This window comes from Streptomyces sp. CNQ329 (assembly GCF_000482585.1).
In genome coordinates, this window is sequence record NZ_AXVU01000027.1 from 1 (window position 1) to 22,616 (window position 22,616).

22 protein-coding genes and 1 rRNA gene are annotated in these 22,616 nt (G+C 72.9%); 9 read left to right on the forward strand and 14 right to left on the reverse strand.

Annotated features, from left to right (window positions below):
• Together I003_RS0118920 and I003_RS0118925 are read right to left on the reverse strand one after the other, a co-directional pair.
• Positions 1–139, reverse strand: a 16S ribosomal RNA gene (locus I003_RS0118920); the annotation flags it as partial.
• 374 nt (positions 140–513) lie between these two features.
• The gene (locus I003_RS0118925) at positions 514–1,152 is read right to left on the reverse strand and encodes a DNA-3-methyladenine glycosylase (protein WP_027772940.1); all 639 of its coding nucleotides are present in this window, start codon (positions 1,150–1,152) and stop codon (positions 514–516) included.
• A 51-nt stretch (positions 1,153–1,203) separates the two neighbouring features.
• Here I003_RS0118925 and I003_RS0118930 point away from each other — a divergent pair, with 51 nt between their 5' ends.
• From I003_RS0118930 to I003_RS0118940, 3 genes are all read left to right on the forward strand, one after another.
• Positions 1,204–1,986: a sporulation protein gene (locus I003_RS0118930; protein ID WP_027772941.1), complete on the forward strand. Its 783-nt coding sequence runs from the start codon at positions 1,204–1,206 to the stop codon at positions 1,984–1,986.
• A 147-nt stretch (positions 1,987–2,133) separates the two neighbouring features.
• Positions 2,134–2,673 (forward strand): YbhB/YbcL family Raf kinase inhibitor-like protein, encoded by a 540-nt coding sequence (locus tag I003_RS0118935; RefSeq protein ID WP_027772942.1) that lies wholly within the window; start codon positions 2,134–2,136, stop codon positions 2,671–2,673.
• Positions 2,674–2,757: 84 nt separating this feature from the next.
• On the forward strand, positions 2,758–3,285 hold the full coding sequence (locus I003_RS0118940) for an HNH endonuclease (protein ID WP_027772943.1): 528 nt from the start codon (positions 2,758–2,760) through the stop codon (positions 3,283–3,285).
• Positions 3,286–3,407: 122 nt separating this feature from the next.
• Here I003_RS0118940 and I003_RS0118945 read toward each other — a convergent pair whose 3' ends face one another.
• The 3 genes from I003_RS0118945 to I003_RS0118955 form a co-directional block, all read right to left on the reverse strand.
• Positions 3,408–4,367, reverse strand: coding sequence for an SPFH domain-containing protein (locus I003_RS0118945; protein ID WP_027772944.1), 960 nt, complete (start codon positions 4,365–4,367; stop codon positions 3,408–3,410).
• Between the two features lie 82 nt (positions 4,368–4,449).
• Positions 4,450–4,830, reverse strand: coding sequence for an NfeD family protein (locus I003_RS0118950; RefSeq protein ID WP_051368334.1), 381 nt, complete (start codon positions 4,828–4,830; stop codon positions 4,450–4,452).
• Positions 4,831–4,964: 134 nt separating this feature from the next.
• The gene (locus I003_RS0118955) at positions 4,965–5,762 is read right to left on the reverse strand and encodes an ABC transporter ATP-binding protein (protein WP_027772946.1); all 798 of its coding nucleotides are present in this window, start codon (positions 5,760–5,762) and stop codon (positions 4,965–4,967) included.
• Between the two features lie 115 nt (positions 5,763–5,877).
• On the opposite strand from I003_RS0118955, the gene I003_RS32650 reads away from it, so the two are divergent.
• The gene (locus I003_RS32650) at positions 5,878–6,675 is read left to right on the forward strand and encodes a hypothetical protein (protein WP_037721167.1); all 798 of its coding nucleotides are present in this window, start codon (positions 5,878–5,880) and stop codon (positions 6,673–6,675) included.
• A 205-nt stretch (positions 6,676–6,880) separates the two neighbouring features.
• On the opposite strand, the gene I003_RS0118970 is transcribed toward I003_RS32650, so the two are convergent.
• The 3 genes from I003_RS0118970 to I003_RS0118980 form a co-directional block, all read right to left on the reverse strand.
• Positions 6,881–7,576 carry a response regulator transcription factor gene (locus I003_RS0118970; RefSeq protein WP_027772947.1) on the reverse strand — a complete coding sequence of 232 codons (696 nt, stop codon included), beginning with the start codon at positions 7,574–7,576 and terminating at the stop codon, positions 6,881–6,883.
• Positions 7,569–8,735, reverse strand: coding sequence for a GAF domain-containing sensor histidine kinase (locus tag I003_RS0118975; protein ID WP_037721178.1), 1,167 nt, complete (start codon positions 8,733–8,735; stop codon positions 7,569–7,571). The genes I003_RS0118970 and I003_RS0118975 overlap by 8 nt, the downstream gene beginning before the upstream one ends.
• Before the next feature lie 226 nt (positions 8,736–8,961).
• Entirely contained in the window at positions 8,962–11,547 is a 2,586-nt protein-coding gene (locus I003_RS0118980) for an FHA domain-containing protein (protein WP_199784324.1), read from the reverse strand.
• A 393-nt stretch (positions 11,548–11,940) separates the two neighbouring features.
• Here I003_RS0118980 and serB point away from each other — a divergent pair, with 393 nt between their 5' ends.
• Positions 11,941–13,131, forward strand: coding sequence for a phosphoserine phosphatase SerB (gene serB, locus I003_RS0118985; RefSeq protein WP_037721168.1), 1,191 nt, complete (start codon positions 11,941–11,943; stop codon positions 13,129–13,131).
• Here serB and I003_RS36950 read toward each other — a convergent pair.
• On the reverse strand, positions 13,091–14,263 hold the full coding sequence (locus I003_RS36950) for a WYL domain-containing protein (protein ID WP_027772951.1): 1,173 nt from the start codon (positions 14,261–14,263) through the stop codon (positions 13,091–13,093). The genes serB and I003_RS36950 overlap by 41 nt on opposite strands.
• Positions 14,264–14,384: 121 nt before the next feature.
• A complete protein-coding gene (locus tag I003_RS0118995; RefSeq protein ID WP_027772952.1) occupies positions 14,385–14,903 on the reverse strand; it encodes a SixA phosphatase family protein in 519 nt (172 codons plus the stop codon).
• A 422-nt stretch (positions 14,904–15,325) separates the two neighbouring features.
• On the opposite strand from I003_RS0118995, the gene I003_RS36955 reads away from it, so the two are divergent.
• Entirely contained in the window at positions 15,326–15,442 is a 117-nt protein-coding gene (locus tag I003_RS36955; protein WP_018835810.1) for an SGM_5486 family transporter-associated protein, read from the forward strand.
• 39 nt (positions 15,443–15,481) lie between these two features.
• On the opposite strand, the gene I003_RS0119010 is transcribed toward I003_RS36955, so the two are convergent.
• A complete protein-coding gene (locus I003_RS0119010; RefSeq protein ID WP_027772953.1) occupies positions 15,482–16,834 on the reverse strand; it encodes an MFS transporter in 1,353 nt (450 codons plus the stop codon).
• Between the two features lie 52 nt (positions 16,835–16,886).
• Between I003_RS0119010 and I003_RS0119015 the strand changes: the two genes are divergently transcribed.
• Positions 16,887–17,570 (forward strand): FadR/GntR family transcriptional regulator, encoded by a 684-nt coding sequence (locus I003_RS0119015; RefSeq protein ID WP_027772954.1) that lies wholly within the window; start codon positions 16,887–16,889, stop codon positions 17,568–17,570.
• Between the two features lie 14 nt (positions 17,571–17,584).
• Here the strand turns inward: I003_RS0119015 and I003_RS36960 are convergent, their stop codons facing one another.
• The 3 genes from I003_RS36960 to fabG all read right to left on the reverse strand — a co-directional run bounded on the left by I003_RS36960 (position 17,585) and on the right by fabG (position 19,417).
• Positions 17,585–17,716 (reverse strand): hypothetical protein, encoded by a 132-nt coding sequence (locus tag I003_RS36960; RefSeq protein WP_486584289.1) that lies wholly within the window; start codon positions 17,714–17,716, stop codon positions 17,585–17,587.
• A 208-nt stretch (positions 17,717–17,924) separates the two neighbouring features.
• A complete protein-coding gene (fabI, locus tag I003_RS0119025) occupies positions 17,925–18,692 on the reverse strand; it encodes an enoyl-ACP reductase FabI (protein WP_027772955.1) in 768 nt (255 codons plus the stop codon).
• A gap of 5 nt (positions 18,693–18,697) precedes the next feature.
• Positions 18,698–19,417: a 3-oxoacyl-[acyl-carrier-protein] reductase gene (gene fabG, locus I003_RS0119030; protein WP_027772956.1), complete on the reverse strand. Its 720-nt coding sequence runs from the start codon at positions 19,415–19,417 to the stop codon at positions 18,698–18,700.
• A gap of 233 nt (positions 19,418–19,650) precedes the next feature.
• Between fabG and I003_RS0119035 the strand changes: the two genes are divergently transcribed.
• The gene (locus tag I003_RS0119035) at positions 19,651–21,180 is read left to right on the forward strand and encodes a TldD/PmbA family protein (protein ID WP_027772957.1); all 1,530 of its coding nucleotides are present in this window, start codon (positions 19,651–19,653) and stop codon (positions 21,178–21,180) included.
• On the forward strand, positions 21,177–22,586 hold the full coding sequence (locus I003_RS0119040; RefSeq protein ID WP_027772958.1) for a TldD/PmbA family protein: 1,410 nt from the start codon (positions 21,177–21,179) through the stop codon (positions 22,584–22,586). Before I003_RS0119035 ends, I003_RS0119040 begins: the two co-directional genes overlap by 4 nt.
• The last annotated feature ends 30 nt before the right edge of the window (positions 22,587–22,616 follow it).

Consider the following 22,616-nt stretch of genomic DNA (forward strand, 5'->3'; position numbering starts at 1 on the left):
CAGAGTGCAGGGCAGATTGCCCACGTGTTACTCACCCGTTCGCCACTAATCCCCGGCCGAAACCGGATCATCGTTCGACTTGCATGTGTTAAGCACGCCGCCAGCGTTCGTCCTGAGCCAGGATCAAACTCTCCGTAAATGCATACCTGAAGAGGCTCCGAAAAACCGAGCCCCCGTAGCAGCATCACAGAAACGAGTCTGCCTCGCTTACTGCTGTGTCACTACATCAAACACTTGGCATCGACTACTTGGCACACTGTTGAGTTCTCAAAGAACGGACACTTCCATCAAAACCCTCACCGGGCTTCTCCGGGCGTTTCCCTTCGGTGTTCCACCACTGTAGCGAAGACTTCTCTTCGCTCCAAAACCGGTTCCCGGGAGTTGCATCTGGGACGCAACAAGAGAGAACTCAGGTTAACGAAAGTTCGTATGGAGGATGGTGCCTGCATCAGAGCGTGCGGGACACCGGGCCATTTACGGCTCCATCAACGATACGGATCCGCCCCCGCCACGTCAAGCTCCGGCCGCCCTGGGGCGGCGGCGTGGCTCGTGGGCGCGGTACGGGCTCACGGTCGCGTCGTCGGCGATCCAGTAGCGCCACGGGTGGTGGGCGCCGTCGCCGCCGACGCCGGTGCGGGGGCCGGTGCGGATGCGGGTGCGGTCCGCCGGGGTGCCGGCGAGGAGTTCGAGGGGGCTGCCCGGGGTACAGGCGTCCGTGCCGTTGAGGGCGCGGTCGACGTCGAGTGCCGTCGCCAGCCGGGCCGGGCCCTGGGCCAGTTCCCGGTCCTTGCGGGCCTTGGGGCGGTGCTTGCGGGCCAGGTCCGTGCCCTCCGTCACCTCGCCGGCGCGCAGGAGGACCGCGCTCGCTGCGCCCTCCTCGCCGCAGACCACGTTCATGCAGTGCCACATGCCGTACGTGAAGTAGACGTAGATGTGCCCCGCCGGGCCGAACATGACGGCGTTGCGGTCCGTGCGGCCCCGGTAGGCGTGCGATCCGGGGTCCTGCTCCCCCGCGTACGCCTCGACCTCCGTGAGTCGCAGAGAGATCGTCCCCGCGGCGGTGCGGCGCAGTAGTGTTCGGCCCAGCAGATCCGGCGCCACCTCCAGTACGGGCCGACGGAAGAAGGAGCGGTCGAGTGGAGTACGGGCCATGTCGGGTGAGCGTAGTTGAGCAGTCCTAACAGGGGAGCAGGGGAGTCCGCGATGGGGTTCAAGAAGCTTTTCGCCAGCCTCGGTGCCGGCGGCGCGTCGGTCGAGACGGTCCTGAACGACGCGAACGTCGTGCCCGGCGGCGTCGTCCAGGGCGAGGTCCGCATCGAGGGCGGATCCGTGGCGCAGGAGGTCGAGGGGCTGTCCGTCGGGCTCCAGGCGCGCGTGGAGGTGGAGAGCGGCGACAACGAGTACAAGCAGGACATCGAGTTCCACCGGCAGCGGCTCGGCGGCGCCTTCGAGATCCAGCCGAACGCCGTGCACAACGTGTCCTTCAGCCTGGACGTGCCGTGGGAGACGCCGGTGACGTCCGTCATGGGGCAGCGGCTGCCGGGGATGAACGTCGGCGTGACGACCGAGCTGGAGATCGCCCGGGCGGTGGACTCGCTGGACCTCGACCCGATCTCCGTGCACCCGCTGCCGGCGCAGCAGGCGATCCTCGACGCCTTCGGCGCGCTGGGCTTCCGCTTCAAGAGCGCCGACCTGGAGCGCGGGCACATCCGCGGCACGCGGCAGCGGCTGCCCTTCTACCAGGAGATCGAGTTCTACGCGCCGCAGCAGTACCGCGGGCTGACGGCCGTGGAGCTGACGTTCCTCGCCGACGGGCACCAGATGGACGTGGTGCTGGAGATGGACAAGAAGCCGGGGCTGTTCACCGACGGCGGCGACTCCTTCCGGATGTTCCAGGTGGGGCTGACCGACTTCCAGCAGACCGACTGGAGCGCGTACCTCAACCAGTGGATCTCCGAGGTGGGGTCGCGGCGCAACTGGTTCTGAGCCGCACGGTCGTGTGGCGGCGGTGTCCGGGCCGCTGCTCGTTAGGCTGACCGCCGTGGCGGACGTACCGGTGCCCCGCGCGCCGCGCGTGGTCCGTGTGCCCGCCGCGCCGTGTCCTTGCGTCACAGCCACCTGGAGGTGTCTCACGTGCCCGAGCAGAACCGGCCGCCGCTGCCCCACGACTTCCATCCCGCGGTGCCGTCGTTCACCGTCACCAGCGACGACGTGAAGGAGGGCGCCCCCCTTCCGGACGCGCAGATCGCGGCGAAGGGCAACACCTCGCCGCACCTGCGCTGGTCCGGGTTCCCGGAGGGGACGAAGAGCTTCGCCGTCACCTGCTACGACCCGGACGCGCCGACCGGCAGCGGGTTCTGGCACTGGTCGGTCTTCGACATCCCGGTGTCCGTGACGGAGCTGCCCGCGGGCGCGGGCACGGGGGACATGGCCGGGCTGCCGGCGGGTGCCGTGACCGTGCGGAACGACGCGGGGACGCACGACTTCACGGGTGCCGCCCCACCGCCCGGTGACGGCGAGCACCGGTACGTCTTCACGGTGTACGCGGTGGACCAGGAGAAGCTGGGTCCCGACGCCACGGCGACGCCGGCCGTCGTGGGCTTCAACCTCCGCTTCCACACCCTTGCGCGGGCCCAGCTCATCGGCACGCACGAGGAGCCCGCGGCGGGCTGAAATTGCGTTGTCGCGGCCGATCTCCCCGGGCACAGTGGAGCCACCTCGCCGCTCGGTGAGGGGGAGTCGGGAGGTGTGACCGGGATGCGCGAGACGCTGGTGCTCAACGCGAGCTTCGAGCCGTTGTCGACGGTGTCGCTCCGCCGTGCGGTGGTCCTGGTGCTGCAGGACAAGGCCGTCGTCGAGCAGGCGCACTCCGGCATGCGGCTGCGGGCGGCGAGCGTGGATCTGCCGGTGCCCCAGGTGATCCGGCTGTGCCGGTACGTACGGGTGCCGTTCCGAAGACGGGCGCCGTGGTCGCGGCGGGGTGTGCTGGTACGCGACCGGCACCGGTGCGCGTACTGCGACCGGCGCGCGACGACCGTGGATCACGTCCTCCCGCGTTCGCTCGGCGGCGGCGACACCTGGCTGAACACGGTGGCGTCCTGCGCCGCGGACAACCACCGCAAGGCGGACCGGACGCCGGAGCAGGCGGGAATGCGGCTGCTCCGCCGGCCGTTCGAGCCGACGCCGGCGGATGCGCTGCTGCTGGCGCTGGGTGTGCGCGAGCGGGAGCAGTTGCCGGAGTGGCTGGCGCTCCCGGAGGGCCCCGAGGTGAGTGTCGCCGCGTGAGCCCCGGAAGGTGAGCACCCCTCCGTGCTGCACGGAGACCGTACGGAGAAGAGCCCGTCCCCGGTCGTTGCGACGACCGGGGACGGGCTCGCGTCGTACGGCGTACGCGGGCGCCGCGCGGGCTACTCCAGCGGCGGCTGCTCGCGGTAGGTGGGGGCCTTGCGGGTGCTCGTCTTGGGGACGGCGCCGTCACCGCCGGTGGGCGAGGGCGGGCCGAAGTTGCCCAGGGCGCCGCCGAGGCCCTTGAGGGCGTCGCCGATCTCGCTGGGCACGATCCAGAGCTTGTTCGCGTCGCCCTCGGCGATCTTCGGCAGCATCTGCAGGTACTGGTACGACAGCAGCTTCTGGTCCGGGTCGCCGGCGTGGATGGACTCGAAGACCGTGCGGATGGCCTGTGCCTCGCCCTCGGCGCGCAGCGCCGCGGAGCGGGCCTCGCCCTCGGCCCGCAGGATCGCGGCCTGCTTCTCACCCTCGGCGGTGAGGATCTCGGACTGCCGGACGCCTTCCGCGGTGAGGATCGCGGCGCGCTTGTCGCGGTCGGCGCGCATCTGCTTCTCCATCGAGTCCTGGATGGAGGTGGGCGGCTCGATGGCCTTCAGCTCGACACGGTTGACCCGGATGCCCCAGCGGCCGGTGGCCTCGTCGAGGACGCCGCGCAGGGCGGCGTTGATCTCCTCGCGGGAGGTCAGGGTGCGCTCCAGGTCCATGCCGCCGATGATGTTGCGCAGGGTGGTGACGGTGAGCTGTTCGATGGCCTGGATATAGCTGGCGACCTCGTAGGTGGCCGCGCGGGCGTCGGTGACCTGGTAGTAGATGACGGTGTCGATGTTGACCACCAGGTTGTCCTGGGTGATCACGGGTTGCGGTGGGAACGGCACGACTTGTTCGCGCAGGTCGACGCGGTTGCGGATGGTGTCGATGAACGGCACCACGATGTTGAGGCCGGCGTTGAGCGTGCGTGTGTAGCGGCCGAAGCGCTCCACGATGGCCGCACTGGCCTGCGGGATGACCTGGATCGTCTTGATGAGTGCGATGAAGACGAGCACCACCAGGATGATCAGGACGATGATGATCGGCTGCATGCTGCTCCCCGGTTAGTGATCCAATTGTGCGGCCCAGCCGCCGAGTGTGGCAGAACGGCCTTGCCCGTAAGGGCGCTTCCGGTCACATGACGACGGCGGTCGCACCGTCGATGTCCACAACATCGACCGTCCGACCGGGCTCGTAAACCTCGCCCGAGTCGAGTGCCCGGGCGCTCCACACCTCGCCGGCGAGCTTGATACGCCCCCCTGACCCGTCGACGCGCTCCAGCACCACCGCCTGTCTGCCCTTGAGGGCGTCGACGCCCGACGTCGCTCCGCCCTGGCCGCGATGGCGGCGTGCCACGGGTCGTACGGCGGCTATGAGGGCGGTCGAGACGACCGCGAAGACGATCACTTGTACGGTGAGGCCACCCCCCAGGCCGGCCGTCACGGCGGCGGCGACCGCGCCGACCGAGAACATGCCGAACTCCGGCATGGCGGTCAGCACCAGAGGAATGCCCATGCCCACGGCGGCGATCAGCCACCACACCCATGCATCCACGGGTCAATGCTATTGCGGGGCAAGGGAATCGGGACAGATGCCCGGAGCTGTGACCGGAAGCCACGTCCGCCGTGGGGCGGGTGGCGGGGCGCCGGTTACGCCTTGGACATCGGGAGGCCCTGGGCGGTCCAGCGGTCGCCGGCGCGGTCGAGGACGAGCGGCAGGCCGAAGCAGAGCGAGAGGTTGCGGGACGTCAGCTCGTCCTCGATGGGCCCGGCGGCGAGCACCTTGCCCTGCCGGATCATCAGCACGTGCGTGAACCCCGGGGGGATCTCCTCGACGTGGTGCGTCACCATGACCATCGAGGGCGCGTACGGGTCGCGCGCCAGCCGGCCGAGGCGGCGGACCAGGTCCTCTCGGCCGCCGAGGTCGAGGCCGGCGGCCGGCTCGTCGAGGAGGAGCAACTCGGGGTCGGTCATCATGGCGCGGGCGATCTGGGTGCGCTTGCGCTCACCCTCGGAGAGGGTGCCGAATCTGCGGTCCAGGTACTCGCTCATGCCGAGGCGGTCGAGAAACGCCTTGGCGCGCTCCTCGTCGACGGCCTCGTAGCTCTCCTGCCAGGTCGCGGTCATGCCGTACGCGGCGGTGAGGACGGTCTGCAGGACGGTCTGGCTCTTGGGCAGCTTCTCCGAGAGCGCAGCGCTCGCCATGCCGATACGGGGGCGGAGCTCGAAGACGTCGACGCTGCCGAGTTTCTCGCCGAGGATCTGGACGGTGCCCGCGGACGGGAAGAGGTAGCTGGAGGCGATGTTCAACAGCGTGGTCTTGCCCGCGCCGTTGGGCCCGAGGATGATCCACCGCTCGCCCTCCGCGACCGACCAGGAGACCTCTTCGACCAGAGCCCTGCCGTCGCGGACCACCGATACGTCCACCAGCTCCAGTACATCGCTCATGAGCGCGCCGTCTCCCCTTGCCGTCTCGGTCCGTCCTACGCGGTGCCCGCCTGCGACACCGCCCCAGGGCAAACCTACGCCACGCGATGTCGGACCCGGTCCGTAGGCTGGTGCCATGCTCGAAGAACCACGTTCAGGCCGGCTGGCGGCCTGGGGAAATGCCCTGCTTTCCGGGCACATCTCGCCCGACGACGCGGCGGAGCGCATCGTCGCGGACGACGCCGGGCACCGGGTGGCGGGTCTGCCGGAGGAGGAGTCCGCCGAGGGGGTGGGCCTGACGATGGCCCTGGGGCGGCTGCGGGTGCTGGGTGCGAAGGGGCTGCGCGTGGCGCTCCCGGTGCCGGGGCATCCGCTGGGGCTGTCCGGGCCGCCGGAGTTCAACGCGCTGGCGCTGGACGCCGGCGAGGCGGTGCTGGTGACGGGCGGGCCGCCGCTGGGGCTGGTGCCGGAGGTCTGGTCGGTGGGGCCGGAGGGGGACGAGGTGGTCCGGGTGCGGTGGCGGTGCCTGCCGGTGCGGGACGCGCCGCCGGCGGACGTGCCGTCGCTGGGCGAGGCGGAGCGGGAGCTGGCGGAGGCGATGCGGGACGCCACGGAGGTGCTGTCGCGGCTGGACGTGGCGGGTTCCGGGCCGGTCGCGGAGGCGGCGCTGTCGGCGTACCGGGCGCGGGCGGACCGGGGGCGCGAGGTGCTGGCGCCGGGGTATCCGCCGCGGGCGGTGCGGGTGCTGGAGCTGGCGCAGCGGGTGGGGGCGCTCGTGGAGATCGCGCGGGATCCGGGCGAGGGGCACGGGGCGGCGGTCAGCGCGGGGCAGATAGCGGCCCGCGGGGAGGCGCTGCGGCCGCTGGAGCGGACGGCGCGGCGGGCGCGGGTGGCCGCCTACAACGCGTTCGTGGAGGAGTTGGAGCGCGGGTGAGGTGCGCGGGCGCGCGGGGTGTGCGGCGGCGCGTACGCCCTCCGCGGGCGTGCCGTGGGGGCGCAGGTGGGTCGTTCCCCTGCCGGCCGCGCCCGCCCGGGCCCGGGACGCAGGCGGCGCACGGACCCTCCGCGGCGGTCCGGGACCACCGTTCGGCGCAAGGGAACGTTTCGGTCATACGGTGCCGGGGCGCGGGACCGGCAGATCAGCCGCTCAGCCCGTGCCGTACGGCCCAGAGGGCGGCCTGCGTACGGTCGGCGAGGTCGAGCTTCATCAGGATGTTCGACACATGCGTCTTGACCGTCTTCTCCGAGACCACGAGCGCACGGGCGATCTCGCGGTTCGAGCGGCCGTCCGCGATCAGCACCAGCACCTCCCGCTCGCGCTCGGTCAGCGCCGTCCCCCGCCCCTGCGCGGGCCCGCCGCCGGCCTCCGGCGCCAGCAGCGTCCCGGCGACGTCCTGCTGGAGCAGCACGTGCCCGGCGTGCACCGAGCGGATCGCCTTGGCCAGCGCCTCGGGGTCGACGTCCTTGTAGACGTAGCCCGCGGCGCCGGCGCGCAGGGCGGGGACGACGGTGCGCTGCTCGGTGAAGCTGGTGATGACCAGCACGCGCGCCGCACTGCCGGACTCGCGGATCCTGCGCAGCGCCTCGATGCCGTCGGTGCCGGGCATCTTCACGTCCATCAGCACCACGTCCGGCACCAGCTCCGCGGTACGGGCCACGCCCTCGTCGCCGTCGGCGGCCTCGCCGACGACCTCGATGTCGTCCTGCACCTCCAGGAAGGTGCGCAGCCCACGCCGTACGACCTGGTGGTCGTCCACCAACAGCACCCGGATCCGGCCGGACGCGTCCGTGCCGTCCGGCCCCTCGGTCCTCTGCTTCTCGCCCGCCTCAGCCACCGGGCACCTCCATCTCGATCACGGTGCCCTGCCCGGGCGCCGACTGGACGGTCAGGCCGCCGCCGACCCCGGCGGCGCGGTCGCGCATGGACACCAGGCCCAGGTGCCGGCCGGCGGAGCGGACGGTGTCCGGGTCGAAGCCCTGCCCGTCGTCGCGCACCCGCAGGCGCGCGCCGCGGCCCTCCCCGGTGAGGGCGACCTCGACCAGCCCGGCGTCGGCGTGCCGCAGGGCGTTGTGCAGGGCTTCCTGCGCGACCCGCAGCAGCGCCTCCTCCTGCGCCGCGGGCAGGGCCCGTACCTGGGCGGAGGTGAAGGTGACGCGGGCGCGGTGGGCCCGGTCGAGGACCTGCACCTGGGTCGCCAGGGTGGCCACCAGGCCGTCGTCGTCCAGGGCGGCGGGGCGCAGCTCGACGACGGCGGCGCGCAGCTCGTCGACGGCGTCCGCGGCCAGCCGCGCGACCTGCTGCAGCTCGCCCTTGGCGCGCGGGGGATCGCGGTCGACGAGGGCCGCCGCGGCCTGGGCGGTCAGGCGCAGCGAGAAGAGCTTCTGGGAGACCGCGTCGTGCAGCTCGTGTGCGAGACGGGCGCGCTCCCCGGCGATGGTCAGCTCGCGGCTGCGCTCGTAGAGGCGGGCGTTGGTCAGCGCGATGGCGGCGTGGTCGGCGAGGGTACGCAGCAGGGCCTCGTCCTCGGCGCCGAAGCGGCAGCCGTCGGGGGCCGGCGGGTCATCCGGCTCGCACTGCTTGTTGGCCAGGAAGAGCGCGCCGAGGACCTCCTCGCCGTCGGCGATGGGGACGCCGAGGAAGTCCCGCAGCCGCGGGTGGGCGCCGGGCCAGCCGCCGAAGCGGGGGTCCTTGCGCACGTCGGCGAGGCGCACCGGCACGGCGTCCTCCAGCAGCGCGGCGAGGATGCCGTGCTGGCGGGGCAGCGGGCCGATGGCCTTCCACTGCGCGTCGCTGACACCGTCGACGACGAACTGGGCGAACCCGCCGTGGTCGTCCGGCACGCCGAGGGCGGCGTACTCGGCCTGCAGCAGCTCGCGCGCGGACGCCGTGATCGTCTGGAGCACGTCGCGGACCTGCACCTGCCGGCTCATGGCGAGCAGGGCACGGCTGACCGCTTCGAGTCCGGCGGCCGGGCCGGCGGCGGGGGTGGACATGCCGGCCACGCTACCCGCCGGGCCGGTCCGCGTGATCCAGCCGTGGGAGGGGCCGGTATCGGCCCCCGGTCCTAGGCCGCTGTGCCGACCCGCACGAACCCCGTGGTGGCAGCCGGGCCGCGGGAGCCGCGTCACCGGCGGCCGGGAGCGGCGGCGGGCCCGCCGGGCCACGAGACGGGCGGCACCCCGTGGAGGGGGTGCCGCCCGTCTGACGGTGGGGGTGCGGTCAGCGCATGACCTCCGGCTCGTGCTTGCGCAGGAGCCGGGCCACGACGAAGCCGCAGAGCACGCCCATGGCGAGCAGCACGGTGATGTTCAGCATGTACGTGCCGGCCGTGTGCTCCCACAGCGTGTCCGTCTCGCCGCTGTCCCACGGCAGCAGCACGTTCAGGTCGGCGGTCGCACCCATCGCGGCCACCGCCCAGCGCGAGGGCATCAGCCAGGCGAACTGCTCCACCCCCGGGGTGCCGTGGAGCTGGAACAGCACGCCGGTGAATACGACCTGCACGATCGCGAACATCACCAGGAGCGGCATCGTCATCTCGGAGGTCTTCACCAGCGACGAGATGATCAGACCGAACATCATCGAGGTCAGGCCCAGCGAGGTCACGCCGATCGCCAGCTCCAACGCCGGCAGGTCGGAGAGGATCACGCCCTCCTCCGGCAGCTTGCTGCGGCTGAGGATGCCGATGGCGCTGATGACGACGCCCTGGAAGATGGTGATGATGCCGAGGACGAGCACCTTGGACATCACGTACGCCGAGCGGGACAGGCCGACCGCCCGCTCTCGCTCGTAGATCACCCGTTCCTTGATCAGCTCACGCACGGAGTTCGCGGCGCCGGAGAAACAGGCGCCGATCGTGAGGATGAGCATGATCGTGCCCGCGTCCCTGTTGATCAGGTGGACCTTCGCGGGGCCGTAGCCGAGGCCGAACTCTGCGGGGATGACCATGCTGACGACGCCGAGGACCACCGGCAGCGCGATGGTGAGCGCGATGAAGAAGCCGTCGGAGGCGAGCACCGACACGTACCGTCTCACCAGCGTCCACAACTGCGGCATCCACGCCTGCGGCTTGGACGGGCGCAGCATCTGCGGCGGCTGCATCGCGACGGCCTGCGGGGCCACGGCGTCGATGTCGGCCGCGTACATCTGGTAGTGCTGGGAGCCCTGCCAGCGTCCCTTCCAGTCGTAGTCGCGGTAGTTCTCGAAGGCGGAGAAGATGTCGGCCCAGCTCTCGTAGCCGAAGAAGTTCAGCGCCTCCTCGGGCGGGCCGAAGTACGCCACGCCGCCGCCGGGTGCCATGACGAGGAGCCGGTCGCAGAGTGCGAGTTCGGCGACGGAGTGGGTGACGACCAGGACCGTACGGCCGTCGTCGGCCAGGCCGCGCAGCAACTGCATGACGTCGCGGTCCATGCCCGGGTCCAGGCCCGAGGTGGGCTCGTCCAGGAAGATCAGCGACGGCTTGGTGAGCAGCTCCAGGGCGACCGAGACGCGCTTGCGCTGGCCGCCGGAGAGCGAGCTGATGCGCTTCTCCTTGTGGATGTCGAGCTTCAGCTCGCGCAGCACCTCGTCCACCCGGGCGGCGCGCTCGGCCTCCGCGGTGTCGCCGGGGAACCGGAGCTTGGCGGCGTAGCGCAGGGCGCGGGTGACGGTGAGCTGGGTGTGCAGGATGTCGTCCTGCGGCACCAGGCCGATGCGGTGGCGCAGCTCGGCGAACTGCTTGTAGAGGTTCCGGTTGTCGTAGAGGACCTCGCCGACGTCCGCGGGGCGGTAGCCCGTGAGCGCCTTGAGGAGCGTGGACTTGCCGGAGCCGGACGGGCCGATGACGGCGACGAGGCTCTTCTCGGGCACGCCGAAGGAGACGTTGTCCAGGATGACCTTGCCGCCGTCGACCTTCACGGTCAGGTGGCGGGCCGAGAAGCTGACCTCACCGGTGTCGACGAACTCCTCCAGCCGGTCCCCGACCAGCCGGAAGGTGGAGTGACCGATGCCGATGATGTCGTCGGGGCCGATGGGCCGCCGGCCGCGCTGCGGCAGTTGCTCACCGTTGACGTACGTGCCGTTGTGGCTGCCGAGGTCGACGATCTCGGAGCGGCCGTCGGGCGTGGACCGGAACTCCGCGTGGTGGCGCGAGACCTGCAGGTCGGAGACGACCAGCTCGTTCTCCAGCGCACGGCCGATGCGGGTGACGCGGCCCAGCGAGAGCTGGTGGAACGTCGTGGGGCTGCGGTCGCCGTGGGCCGACGGCCCGCCGGCGCCGCCAGGTCCCGCGCCGGCGCCGGCGGGCGGGCGCTGCGGCGCGGAGTGCTGCTGCGGCACGTACGGCTGCTGCTGGGGCGGCATGCCGGCCGGCGCCCCCGGGAACGGCTGCTGCTGGGGCGGAGGTCCCTGCGGCGGGGCGCCCCAGCCGCCGGGCGCGTGCTGCGGCGGCGCGGCCTGCTGGGCGCCGGGCGGCGGCTGGGCCATCGCGGTCTGCGCGCTGTACACGTCGGGGGCGGCGGCGCCGGCCGGCGCGGAGAGCCGCAACTGCGGCCCGTCGGTGGCGTTGCCGAGATACACGACCGAGCCGGGGCCGATCTCGATCTGGTGGACCCGCTGGCCCTCCACGTACGAGCCGTTGGTGCTGCCGACGTCTTCGAGCAGCCAGCTACGGCCGCCCCAGCGGAGGCTGGCGTGCCGCCAGGAAACCCTGGCGTCCTCCAGCACCACGTCCCCCTGCGGATCCCGCCCGACGCGGTAGGCGCGCGCCGGATCGAGAGTCCACGTCTGTCCATTCAGTTCAAGTACGAGTTCAGGCACTCCATGCCCCACAAAGTTGTCCCCCGAGGTGCCCCATGTACGGCACCTGACTTCAACAGGCCCGTAAGGAGTCTAGGGATGGCGAACATCCTGAGGAACTATTTCAGTAACAGTCGCTTGACGAAAACGCGGGTCACGGCGGGAGGCGGAGTTCTGCCTTCCATTTCCTGCCCGCTCCGGGCGCTTCGCACCCGTTGACGGTACTTGATCACGTACGGGCGGTGGCGGGGCGCGTACACGGACGAGGAGATCCGACGCTCCGGCGCACCTCCCCGCCCGTTCGGACGCAAGCCACACGGCGTTCCCCCGACCGCAACCTCCCAGCCCAGCGGCCCCGCCGCCGCCCGCCGCAACCCCGACCCGCCCGGCCGCGCGGGCGCCCCACCGCGATACCGTGGTGCCATCATGACCACCGCCGCCCGCACGCTTCTCATCAAGATCTTCGGCCGCGACCGCGCCGGTCTCACCGCCGGCCTCTTCGACACCCTCGCCGCCTACCGGGTCGAGGTCATCGACATCGAGCAGATCGTCACACGCGGCCGCATCACGCTGTGCGCCCTGGTCACCCCGCCCGTCGGTGCCACCGAGGGCGAGCTGCGCGCGACGATCCACTCCTGGGCCGACTCCATGGGCCTGGAGGCGGAGATAATCTCCGGCACCGGCGACAACGAGCCGCGCGCCCCCGGCCGCTCCCACGTGACCGTGCTCGGGCACCCGCTGACGGCCGAGTCGACCTCCGGCATCGCCGCCGCGATCACCGGCACCGGCGGGAACATCGACCGCATCTTCCGGCTCGCGAAGTACCCCGTCACCGCCGTGGAGTTCGAGGTCTCCGGCGCCGCCACCGACGAGCTGCGCACCGCGCTGGCCATAGCCGCCGCCCGCCTCGGCGTGGACGTCGCCGTCGTGGCGTCCGGGCTGCAGCGCCGGGCGCAGCGCCTCGTGGTGATGGACGTCGACTCCACCCTCATCCAGGACGAGGTCATCGAGCTGTTCGCCGCACACGCCGGCTGCGAGGCCGAGGTCGCGGAGGTGACCGCCGCCGCGATGCGCGGCGAGCTGGACTTCGAGCAGTCCCTGCACGCCCGGGTGGCGCTCCTGGCGGGACTGGAGGACTCGGTGGTGGACAAGGTGCGCGAGGAGGTCCGCCTGACGCCCGGCGCCCGCACCCTGATCCGTACGCTCAAGCGCCTCGGCTACCAGGTGGGGGTCGTCTCCGGGGGCTTCACCCAGATCACCGACGACCTCAAGGACCGGCTCGGGCTGGACTTCGCCGCCGCGAACACCCTGGAGATCGCCGACGGCACGCTCACGGGCCGGATCACCGGTCCGGTGGTGGACCGGGCGGGCAAGGCCCGGCTGCTCAGCGGCTTCGCGGCGGAGGCGGGCGTGCCGCTGTCGCAGACGGTGGCGATCGGGGACGGCGCGAACGACCTGGACATGCTCAACGCGGCGGGCCTGGGGGTGGCGTTCAACGCCAAGCCGCTGGTGCGGGAGGCCGCACACGCGGCGGTGAACGTGCCGTTCCTCGACACGGTGCTCTACCTGCTGGGCATCACGCGCGACGAGGTGGAGGCGGCGGACACGACCGGCTGATGCGGTCGCCGAGGTCGCGCAGGAAGGCCGCCAGCTCCGGCGGCTCGCGCACCTCGAAGTCCACGCCGAGCAGCGCGATCCGCACGGCCAGCCAGTCGAGCGCATCCCCGCCGGTGACCAGCGTGCAGCGGTCTTCCCCGGCCGGCTCCAGCAGTCCGGCACCGCGCGGGAGGCGACGTACGGCCTCGTCGAGGGGCACGTGCAGGGTGACGACGGCGCGGTGGCGGCCCCGGTGGCCGGCGATCGACTCCGCGACGAAGGAGGCGGCGTCGGCGGCGGGCAACTCGCGCGGGGGATGGCGGACGCCGGTGGGCCGCGGGTCGTCGATCCGGTCGACGCGGAAGGTGCGCCAGTCGGCGCGGTCGCGGTCGTACGCGACGAGGTACCACCGCCGACCGGTGCTGACCAGGCGGTAGGGCTCGACGTGCCGGCGCGCCGTGCCCGCCGTGTCCGCGGTGCGCCGGGTGCGGCGCCTGCCGCGCGGCTCGTCGCCGGGCCTGGCGCCGGGCCCGGCGTCCGGCCGCGGAGAGAGGGGGCCGGCCCGTGCCGGTCCTGGCTCGCCCTCACGTGCGCGGCCCGCCTCGCCGTCGCGCGGCTCGTCTCCCCCGGCCCCGTCCGCGTGCCTGCCCCGGTAGCCGAACCGCAGCCCTTCTCCCCCGGCGCTCGCCGCGGCCAGCACCGCCAGCACCTCCGCGGCCACCGGCGCCCCGTCCGGCGCCACCGCGCCCGCCGGGCTCACGGTCAGCGGCACCGTGGCCTGCTGCAGCGCGGAGACGCGGCGCCGCAGCCGCGCGGGGAGCACCTGCTCCAGCTTGCCGAGGGCCCGTACGGACGTCTCCTCGATCCCCGCGACGCCCCCGGCGGCCACGGCCCGCAGCCCGGCGGCGACGGCGACCGCCTCGTCGTCGTCGAGCAGCAGCGGCGGCATCGCGGTGCCCGCGGCGAGCCGGTAGCCGCCGACGGAGCCGACGGCGGCGTCCACGGGGTAGCCCAGCGCGCGCAGCCGGTCGATGTCGCGGCGTACGGTACGCACGCTGACCCCGAGGCGCCCGGCGAGCTCCGGGCCGCTGTACGCGCGCCCGCTCTGCAGCACGGACAGCAGCGTCAGCAGCCGTCTGGGGGTATCGCTCATCCCCCGATCATGACCCGGAAGGCGGACATGTTCCGACCTCCTTCGCCCGGTGGCCCGGCGCGGCCTGCTGCGCGGGCCGGGTCGCCGGCCCGGGGCCGGGGGGCGGGACAGCGCCCGGGGCTCACTGCTGGTGCGGCGTCCAGAACTCGGTGAGCCGGCCCACGCCGTGCTCGACCGACTTCCACGAGCCGGTGAACTCCACCACCGCCACACCCGACGTCGGGAACCCGCGGCTCAGTCTGCTGAGCGTGTCCCCCTCGGCCGAGCCCGCCAGGGCGTCGGCGAGGGCGTGCATGCCCGGGTTGTGGCCGACGACCAGCAGCGTGGAGACGTCGTCGGGAACCTCGTTCAGCACCTGGATCAGCTCGCCGAGCGACGCCTCGTACAGCCGCTCCTCATAGACCGTCCGGGGCCGCCGGGACAGCCTGCCCACGACGAGCTTCCAGGTTTCGCGGGTGCGTTTGGCGCTGGAGCAGAGGGTCAGGTCCGGGTCGATGTCGTGGGCCGCGAGGAAATCCCCGGCGGCGGGAGCGTCGGCGCGCCCGCGCTCGGCGAGCGGGCGCTCGTGGTCGGAGTCCTGGGCCCATTCGGCCTTGGCGTGTCGGAGAAGGACGATGCTGCGGGGCGTTCCTGCGCTCATAAGCTCAGCTTCGCACGAAATCGGCCGCGGGGTCCGGGCAGTTCCCAGGCTCTCCCGCCGGGAGTGACCGGCCGGTCCCCGCGCCCGCGGGCCGGGGGTTCAGAGGATCCGCAGGGCGAGGAGCACGGTGAACGCCATGACGGGCAGGGCGACGGACCACCACGGCAGCCAGCGCTGCGCCGCCGGCGGTGCGGGCTGGGTATGGGCACCGGCTGACATCTTCGCCTCCGTGGGGTTGCCTGACGTCCCGAGTCCTTCGTGCTGCTTCGAACCTACGGACTCGGGGAGGCCCGCCCCATCCGGTGACCCACCCACTTCCCCCTGACCCTGGCCCCCTAGGGGAGGTGGTGCTAGCCCCACCCCCGGCGCCCGCCCCGCCGCCCCCGCGGGAGGCCGGGGGCGGAAGATGCGAGACTGGCCCCATGCCCGTGCTCGATCCGAACCCCCAGAACGGGCAGCGCAAGCTGCTCTACGTGCTCGGCGCGATGCTCGCCATCACGGTGGTCATCGGCGTCATCGCCACGATCGCCTCGCCCTGAGGCCGCGGCCCCGGCCGCTGCCGCCGGGCCCCGCCGCCGTCAGACCTCGTCCTCGATCACGCGGTCGCGTCCGGCGATGATCCCCACCGCCACCTGGGCGACCATGAAGCCCGCCAGGACCGCCAGCGGGACGGTCCAGCCGTCCGTCGCCTCGTACAGCGCGCCGACGGACAGCGGGCCGGGGATCGAGATCAGATAGCCGGTGCTCTGCGCGAAGGCGGAGAGCCGGACGAGGCCCGCGTGGCTGCGGGCCCGTGCCCCGAGGAGGGTGAGGACCAGCGGGAAGGCGCAGTTCGACACGGCCAGCAGCAGGGCCCACACCCAGGCACCGCCCGCGGGCGCCAGCCACAACCCCGCGTAGCCGGCGAGACCGCACGCGCCGAGGACCACGACCAGCGGGCCCTGGTGGTTCAGCCGGGACGCGATCGCCGGCAGCACGAAAGCCAGCGGGACGCCCAGGCCCATGGCGAGGGCGAGCAGCAGGCCCGCGGTGGACGCGGGCACGCCGGCGTCGCGGTAGATCTGCGGCAGCCAGCCGAGGATGACGTACGCCGCGGTGGCCTGCAGGCCGAAGAAGACGGCGAGCGCCCAGGCGGTGGGGCTGGCGGTGATACGCACCGGCCGCGCCGGCCCCGCCGCGGGACCGGCGCCGGGAGCGGTGGTGCCGGGGGCGGGGGCGATGGTCCCGGCGGCCGGCGCGGCGTGGCGCGAGCCGCGCGCCAGCACCACCCACGGCACCACGGCGAGCGCCGCGACGGCCGCCCACACCCCGAGCCCCAGGCGCCAACTGCCGCCCAGCGCCTCGCTCACCGGCACGGTGACGCCGGCGGCGGCGGCCGTGCCGAGGGCCAGGCCCATCGAGTAGAGCCCGGTCATCGAGCCGACCCGGTCCGGGAACCAGCGTTTGACGATGACGGGGATCAGGACGTTGCCCACCGCGATGCCGCCGAGGGCCAGGGCGCTGGCGGCGAGGAAGGCCGGGGTGTTGCCGAACAGCGGGCGCAGCGCGAGGCCGGAGGTGATCGCGGCGAGCCCGCCGGCGACGACGCCCACGGGGCCGAAGCGGCGGGCGAGGCGGGGCGCGAGGCTGCCGAAGACGGCGAAACAGAGCGCCGGCATGGAGGTGAGCAGCCCGGCGACCGTGCCGTTCATGCCGATGTCGGTGCGCACGTCCTCCAGGAGCGCGCCGAGCGAGGCTATCGCCGGCCGCAGGTTGACCGCCGCGAGCAGCAGCGAGGGGATCATGAGGCCCAGCAGCCACGGCGCCACCCGCGGCGCGGGCGCGGGCCCCCGGGCCGCGGTGACCTCGGTGGCCCGCGCTTCCCGGGTCGTCTCCCCGGAGGTGTCGACGGGTTTCGCGAGGATGCTGCGGCGTGGCATGCGGACCATCATAGAATCATTGGATGAATGGTTGTCCACTCCGCAGTCCGAGCACGGGAGAGACATGGCACTGACGTCGCCGCGCCGATCGAGCCTCACCGACCAGGTGATCGCCCAGTTGCGTACGCAGATCACCGCGGGCGAGTGGCCGGTCGGCAGCCGCATCCCGACCGAGCCGGAGCTGGTCGAGCAACTGGGCGTCGCGCGGAACACCGTCCGCGAGGCCGTGCGGGCGCTCGCGAACAACGGCCTGCTCGACATCCGGCAGGGCTCGGGCACGTACGTCAGCGCGACGAGCGAGCTGGCGGGCGTCATGCAGCGCCGGTTCGCCGGGGCCCGGCCGGCGCATGTCGCGGAGCTGCGCAGCGCCCTGGAGGCGCAGGCGGCGCGGCTGGCGGCGGTGCGCCGTACGGAGCCGGAGATGACGCAGTTGGAGCTGCTGCTGCGGCGCCGGGAGGAGGCGTGGGAGTCGGGGGACGCGGCGGCGTTCGTCGACGCGGACGCGACGCTGCACCTGGCGGTGGCGACGGCCTCGCACAACGAGGTGCTGACGGCGGTCTACGCGGACCTCGGCGAGGTCGTCCGCACGACGCTGCGCTCCAAGGTGGGCGACGTGCTGCTGCCGGCCGAGCACCTGGACCACGCCCGGATGGTGGCGGCGATCCGCGCCGGGGACCCGGAGACGGCGGCGGAGGAGGCCGGCCGGCACGCCTACGGCTGCATGCCGGAGCCCGCGCTCGACGGCTGACCCGGGGGCGCCGCCTAGCCGTCCGGCACGTCCCGCATCGGCTCGTGGCCGAGACACGCGCGGGCGACGCCGAACCAGCAGCGGTCGCGCAGCGCGCCGCCCTCGGAGGCCCCGGGTGCGGCGGCCGGGGCGACGCGGGCCCTCACCGCACCACGGAACCTCCACGGCCGTACGGCGACGCCGCGCACGGGCGTCGCTGCTGCACCACGAGGGGACGGGAACGACGGGAACTGCCCCTCCGGCGTGCACCGCCGCCCCCGGGTGCGGCCCGGCGGCTTACGCCGGGCGGGCGACCCCGTGCGGGGGCCGCCCGTCGGCCGTGCCGGTCGTACGCGCGACGCCGGTGTCCTCCGGCTACGCGCCCATGATGTGCACGCCGCCGTCGACGTGCACGATCTCGCCCGTCGTCTTCGGGAACCAGTCCGACAGCAGCGCCACGACCCCGCGCCCCGCGGGCTCGGGGTCCGCCATGTCCCACTCCAGCGGCGAGCGCGTGTTCCACACGTCGGCCAGGTCGGTGAAGCCGGGGATGGACTTCGCCGCCATGGAGCCGATCGGCCCGGCCGAGACCAGGTTGCAGCGGACGTTCTCCTTGCCCAGGTCGCGGGCCAGGTAGCGGCTGGTGGCCTCCAGCGCCGCCTTCGCCGGGCCCATCCAGTCGTACTGCGGCCAGGCGAACTGCGCGTCGAAGGTCATGCCGACCACGGACCCGCCGCCCTGCATCAGCGGCAGGCACGCCATCGTCAGCGACTTCAGCGAGAACGCCGAGACGTGCATGGCCGTGGCCACGGACTCGAAGGGCGTGTGGAGGAAGTTGCCGCCGAGCGCGTCCGGCGGCGCGAAGCCGACGGAGTGCACGAGGCCGTCGAGCCCGCCCAGCTCCTCGCGCACGATGCCCTCGATCCGCGCGAGGTGCGCGTCGTCGGTGACGTCGAGTTCGACGACCTTCGCCGGCCTGGGCAGCTTCTTCGCGATCCGCTCGGTCAGCGTGGGCCGCGGGAACGCGGTGAGGATGATCTCCGCACCCTGCTCCTGCGCCAGCTTCGCGGCGTGGAAGGCGATGGACGACTCCAGCAGCACGCCGGTGATGAGGACGCGCTTGCCGTCGAGGATTCCGCTCATGGTGCTCAGTGACCCATGCCCAATCCGCCGTCCACGGGAATGACGGCTCCGGTGATGTACGAGGCGTCGTCGGAGGCGAGGAACCGCACGGCGGCGGCGACGTCCTCCGGCCGCGCGTACCGGCCGAGCGGCACCTGCGCGGCGATCTCCGCCTGCCGCTCCGCCGAGAGCACCCGCGTCATGTCGGTCTCGACGAAGCCGGGCGCGACGACGTTGAACGTGATGTTGCGCGAGCCCAGCTCGCGCGCCAGCGAGCGGGCGAAGCCGACGAGCGCCGCCTTGGAGGCGGCGTAGTTGGACTGGCCCGGGGAACCCATGAGGCCCACCACGGAGGAGATGAGCACCACGCGGCCCTTCCGGGCCCGCAGCATGCCGCGGTTGGCGCGCTTGACGACGCGGAAGGTGCCGGTGAGGTTGGTGTCCACGACGGAGGTGAAGTCCTCCTCGGACATCCGCATCAGCAACTGGTCCTTGGTGATACCGGCGTTGGCCACCAGCACCTCGACGTTGCCGTGCTCCTCCTCCACCTCCTTGTACGCCCGGTCGACCTGCTCGGTGTCGGTGATGTCGCACTTCACCGGCAGACAGCCCAGCTCCACCAGCGCCGCCGGCGGCTCGCCGGAGCGGTACGTGAACGCGACCTTGTCGCCCGCCTCGGCGAACGCGCGGGTGATGTCGAGGCCGATACCGCGGTTGCCTCCGGTGACCAGAACCGAGCGGCTCAAGGACCCATCCCTTCTCCAGGTGCCTCCCGGACACTCTCCGGGACTCCTACACCCGAGAAGCTATCGGTACGGGACGCGCCAGGGGCATTCCGCCCCCCACACAGGCCCGCGGCGGACACTTGTGGGGTTCTCACAGAAACCCGCTGGGCACCGGGCACCCGCTCGGGGATGATCGGCCGAGGGCCGGACGCGGCCCGCGGCACCACCACCCACCACCGACCGGAGGGCAGAACGTGAACGAGTCGGTCCATTCCCTCGACGACGGGTTCTCCGCGCTGCCACTCGGCGCCCTCGCGGACGCCGCGCTCGCGCGGGCCCGGGCGCTCGGCGCCGCACACGCCGACTTCCGCCTGGAGCGGGTGCGCAGCGCCGCCTGGCGGCTGAAGGACGCCAGGCTGGCGGGCTCCACGGACACCACCGACCTCGGCTACGCGGTACGCGTGGTGCACGGCGGGGCCTGGGGCTTCGCCGCCGGGGTCGACCTGACGATGGACGCCGCCGCGCGGGTCGCCGCCCGGGCGGTGGCGATGGCGAAGCTGTCGGCGCGGGTCATCGCCGCGGCCGGGTCGGACGAGCGGGTCGAGCTGGCGCCGGAGCCGGTGCACGCGGAGAAGACGTGGATCTCCGCGTACGAGGTGAACCCCTTCGACGTACCGGACGCCGACAAGACCGGGCTGCTCACCGAGTGGAGCGAGCGGCTGCTTCACGCCGAGGGCATCTCGCACGTGGACGCCTCGCTGCTGGCGGTCCAGGAGAACAAGTTCTACGCCGACACCGCCGGCACCTCGACGACCCAGCAGCGGGTACGGATCCACCCGGAGCTCACCGCGGTGACGGTCACCGACTCCGGCGACTTCGACTCGATGCGCACCCTCGCCCCGCCGGCCGGCCGCGGCTGGGAGTACGCGACCGGCACCGGCTGGGACTGGGACGAGGAGCTGGCGCGGATCCCCGGCTGGCTGGCCGAGAAGATGGCGGCGCCGAGCGTCGAGGCCGGCTCGTACGACCTGGTGGTCGACCCGTCGAACCTGTGGCTGACGATCCACGAGTCCGTCGGCCACGCCACCGAGCTGGACCGCGCCCTCGGCTACGAGGCCGCGTACGCCGGCACCTCCTTCGCCACGTTCGACCGGCTCGGCACGCTGCGCTACGGCTCCGGCCTCATGAACGTCACCGGCGACCGCACCGCCGAGCACGGGCTCGCCACCATCGGCTACGACGACGAGGGCGTGCAGGCGCAGTCCTGGGACCTGGTCCGCGAGGGTGTGCTCGTCGGCTACCAGACGGACCGCCGGATCGCGAAGCTCACCGGCGCGGACCGCTCCAACGGCTGCGCCTTCGCCGACTCCTCCGCCCACGTGCCCGTTCAGCGCATGGCGAACGTCTCGCTGCAGCCGGCCCCCGAGGGCCCGACGACCGAGGAGCTGATCGGCGAGGTCGAGCGCGGCATCTACGTCGTCGGCGACCGCTCCTGGTCCATCGACATGCAGCGCTACAACTTCCAGTTCACGGCCCAGCGGTTCTTCCGGATCGAGAACGGCGAGCTGCGGGGCCAGCTCAAGGACGTGGCGTACCAGGCGACGACCACCGACTTCTGGGGCTCGATGTCGGCGATCGGCGGCCCGGAGACGTACGTGCTCGGCGGCACGTTCAGCTGCGGCAAGGCCCAGCCCGGTCAGGCCGCCTCCGTCTCGCACGGCTGCCCGTCCGCGCTCTTCCGGAACGTCAACATCCTCAACACCACCCAGGAGGCCGGCCGATGACGCGGACGACCCGGACGACCGAGCCTCACGAGACCGTCGAGCGGGCCCTGGAGCTGTCGCGCGCCGACGGCTGCGTCGTGATCGCCGACGAGGAGTCGAGCGCGAACCTGCGGTGGGCCGGCAACACCCTGACGACCAACGGGGAGACCCGGGGCCGCACGCTCACCGTCATCGCCACCGTCGACGGCCGGGAGGGCACGGCCTCCGGGGTCGTCTCCCGGGCCGCCGTCACCGCCGACGACCTGGAGCCGCTGGTGCGGGCCGCGGAGGAGGCGGCGCGCGGGAGCGGGCCGGCGGAGGACGCCCGTCCGCTGGTGACGGGCGTGCCGCACTCGGCGGACTTCGCCGAGCCGCCCGCGGAGACCTCCTCCGACGTGTTCGCCGCCTTCGCGCCGGCGCTCGGCGAGTCCTTCGCCCGTGCCCGGGCCGGCGGCCGGCAGCTCTACGGCTTCGCACACCACACGCTGACCTCCACCTACCTGGGCACCTCCAGCGGGCTGCGGCTGCGCCACGACCAGCCGACCGGCACCCTGGAGCTGAACGCCAAATCGCCGGACCGGACGAAGTCGGCCTGGGCGGGCCGTTCGACCCGGGACTTCACCGACGTGGACCCCGCCGGGCTGGACGCGGAGCTGGCGCAGCGGCTGGCGTGGGCGGAGCGCACGGTGGAGCTGCCCGCGGGGCGGTACGACACGCTGCTGCCGCCCAGCGCGGTGGCCGACCTGCTGGTCTACATGTTCTGGTCCGCCTCCGGCCGCGACGCGCACGAAGGCCGCACGGTGTTCAGCAAGCCGGGCGGCGGCACGCGCGTCGGGGAGAAGCTGGCCGGGCTGCCGCTGACGCTGCGCAGCGACCCGGCGGAGCCGGGGCTGGAGGCGGCGCCGTTCGTCGTCGCGCACGTCTCCGGCACCAACTCGTCGGTCTTCGACAACGGGCTGCCGATCGGCCCCACGGACTGGCTGCGCGAGGGCACGCTGCAGCACCTGCTGACGAACCGCTTCACCGGGGACCTCACCGGCCTGCCCGTCACGCCCGAGGCGGACAACCTGGTGCTGGAGGGGGGTGGCACGAAGTCCCTGGAGGAGATGGTCGCGGATCTGGGGCACGAAGGGCCGGGGCTGCTGCTGACCTGCCTGTGGTACATCCGCGAGGTCGACCCCGCGACGCTGCTGCTGACCGGGCTGACCAGGGACGGCGTGTATCTGGTGGAGAACGGCGAGGTGACCGGGGCGGTGAACAACTTCCGCTTCAACGAGTCGCCCGTCGACCTGCTGGGCCGCGCGGCCGAGGCCGGGGCCACGGAGCGGACGCTGCCGCGCGAGTGGGGCGACTGGTTCACGCGGGCGGCGATGCCGCCGGTGCGGATCCCGGACTTCAACATGAGCTCCGTCAGCCAGGGCGTCTGAGCGCCATTACCCTCGTACGCAGCCGCGCGT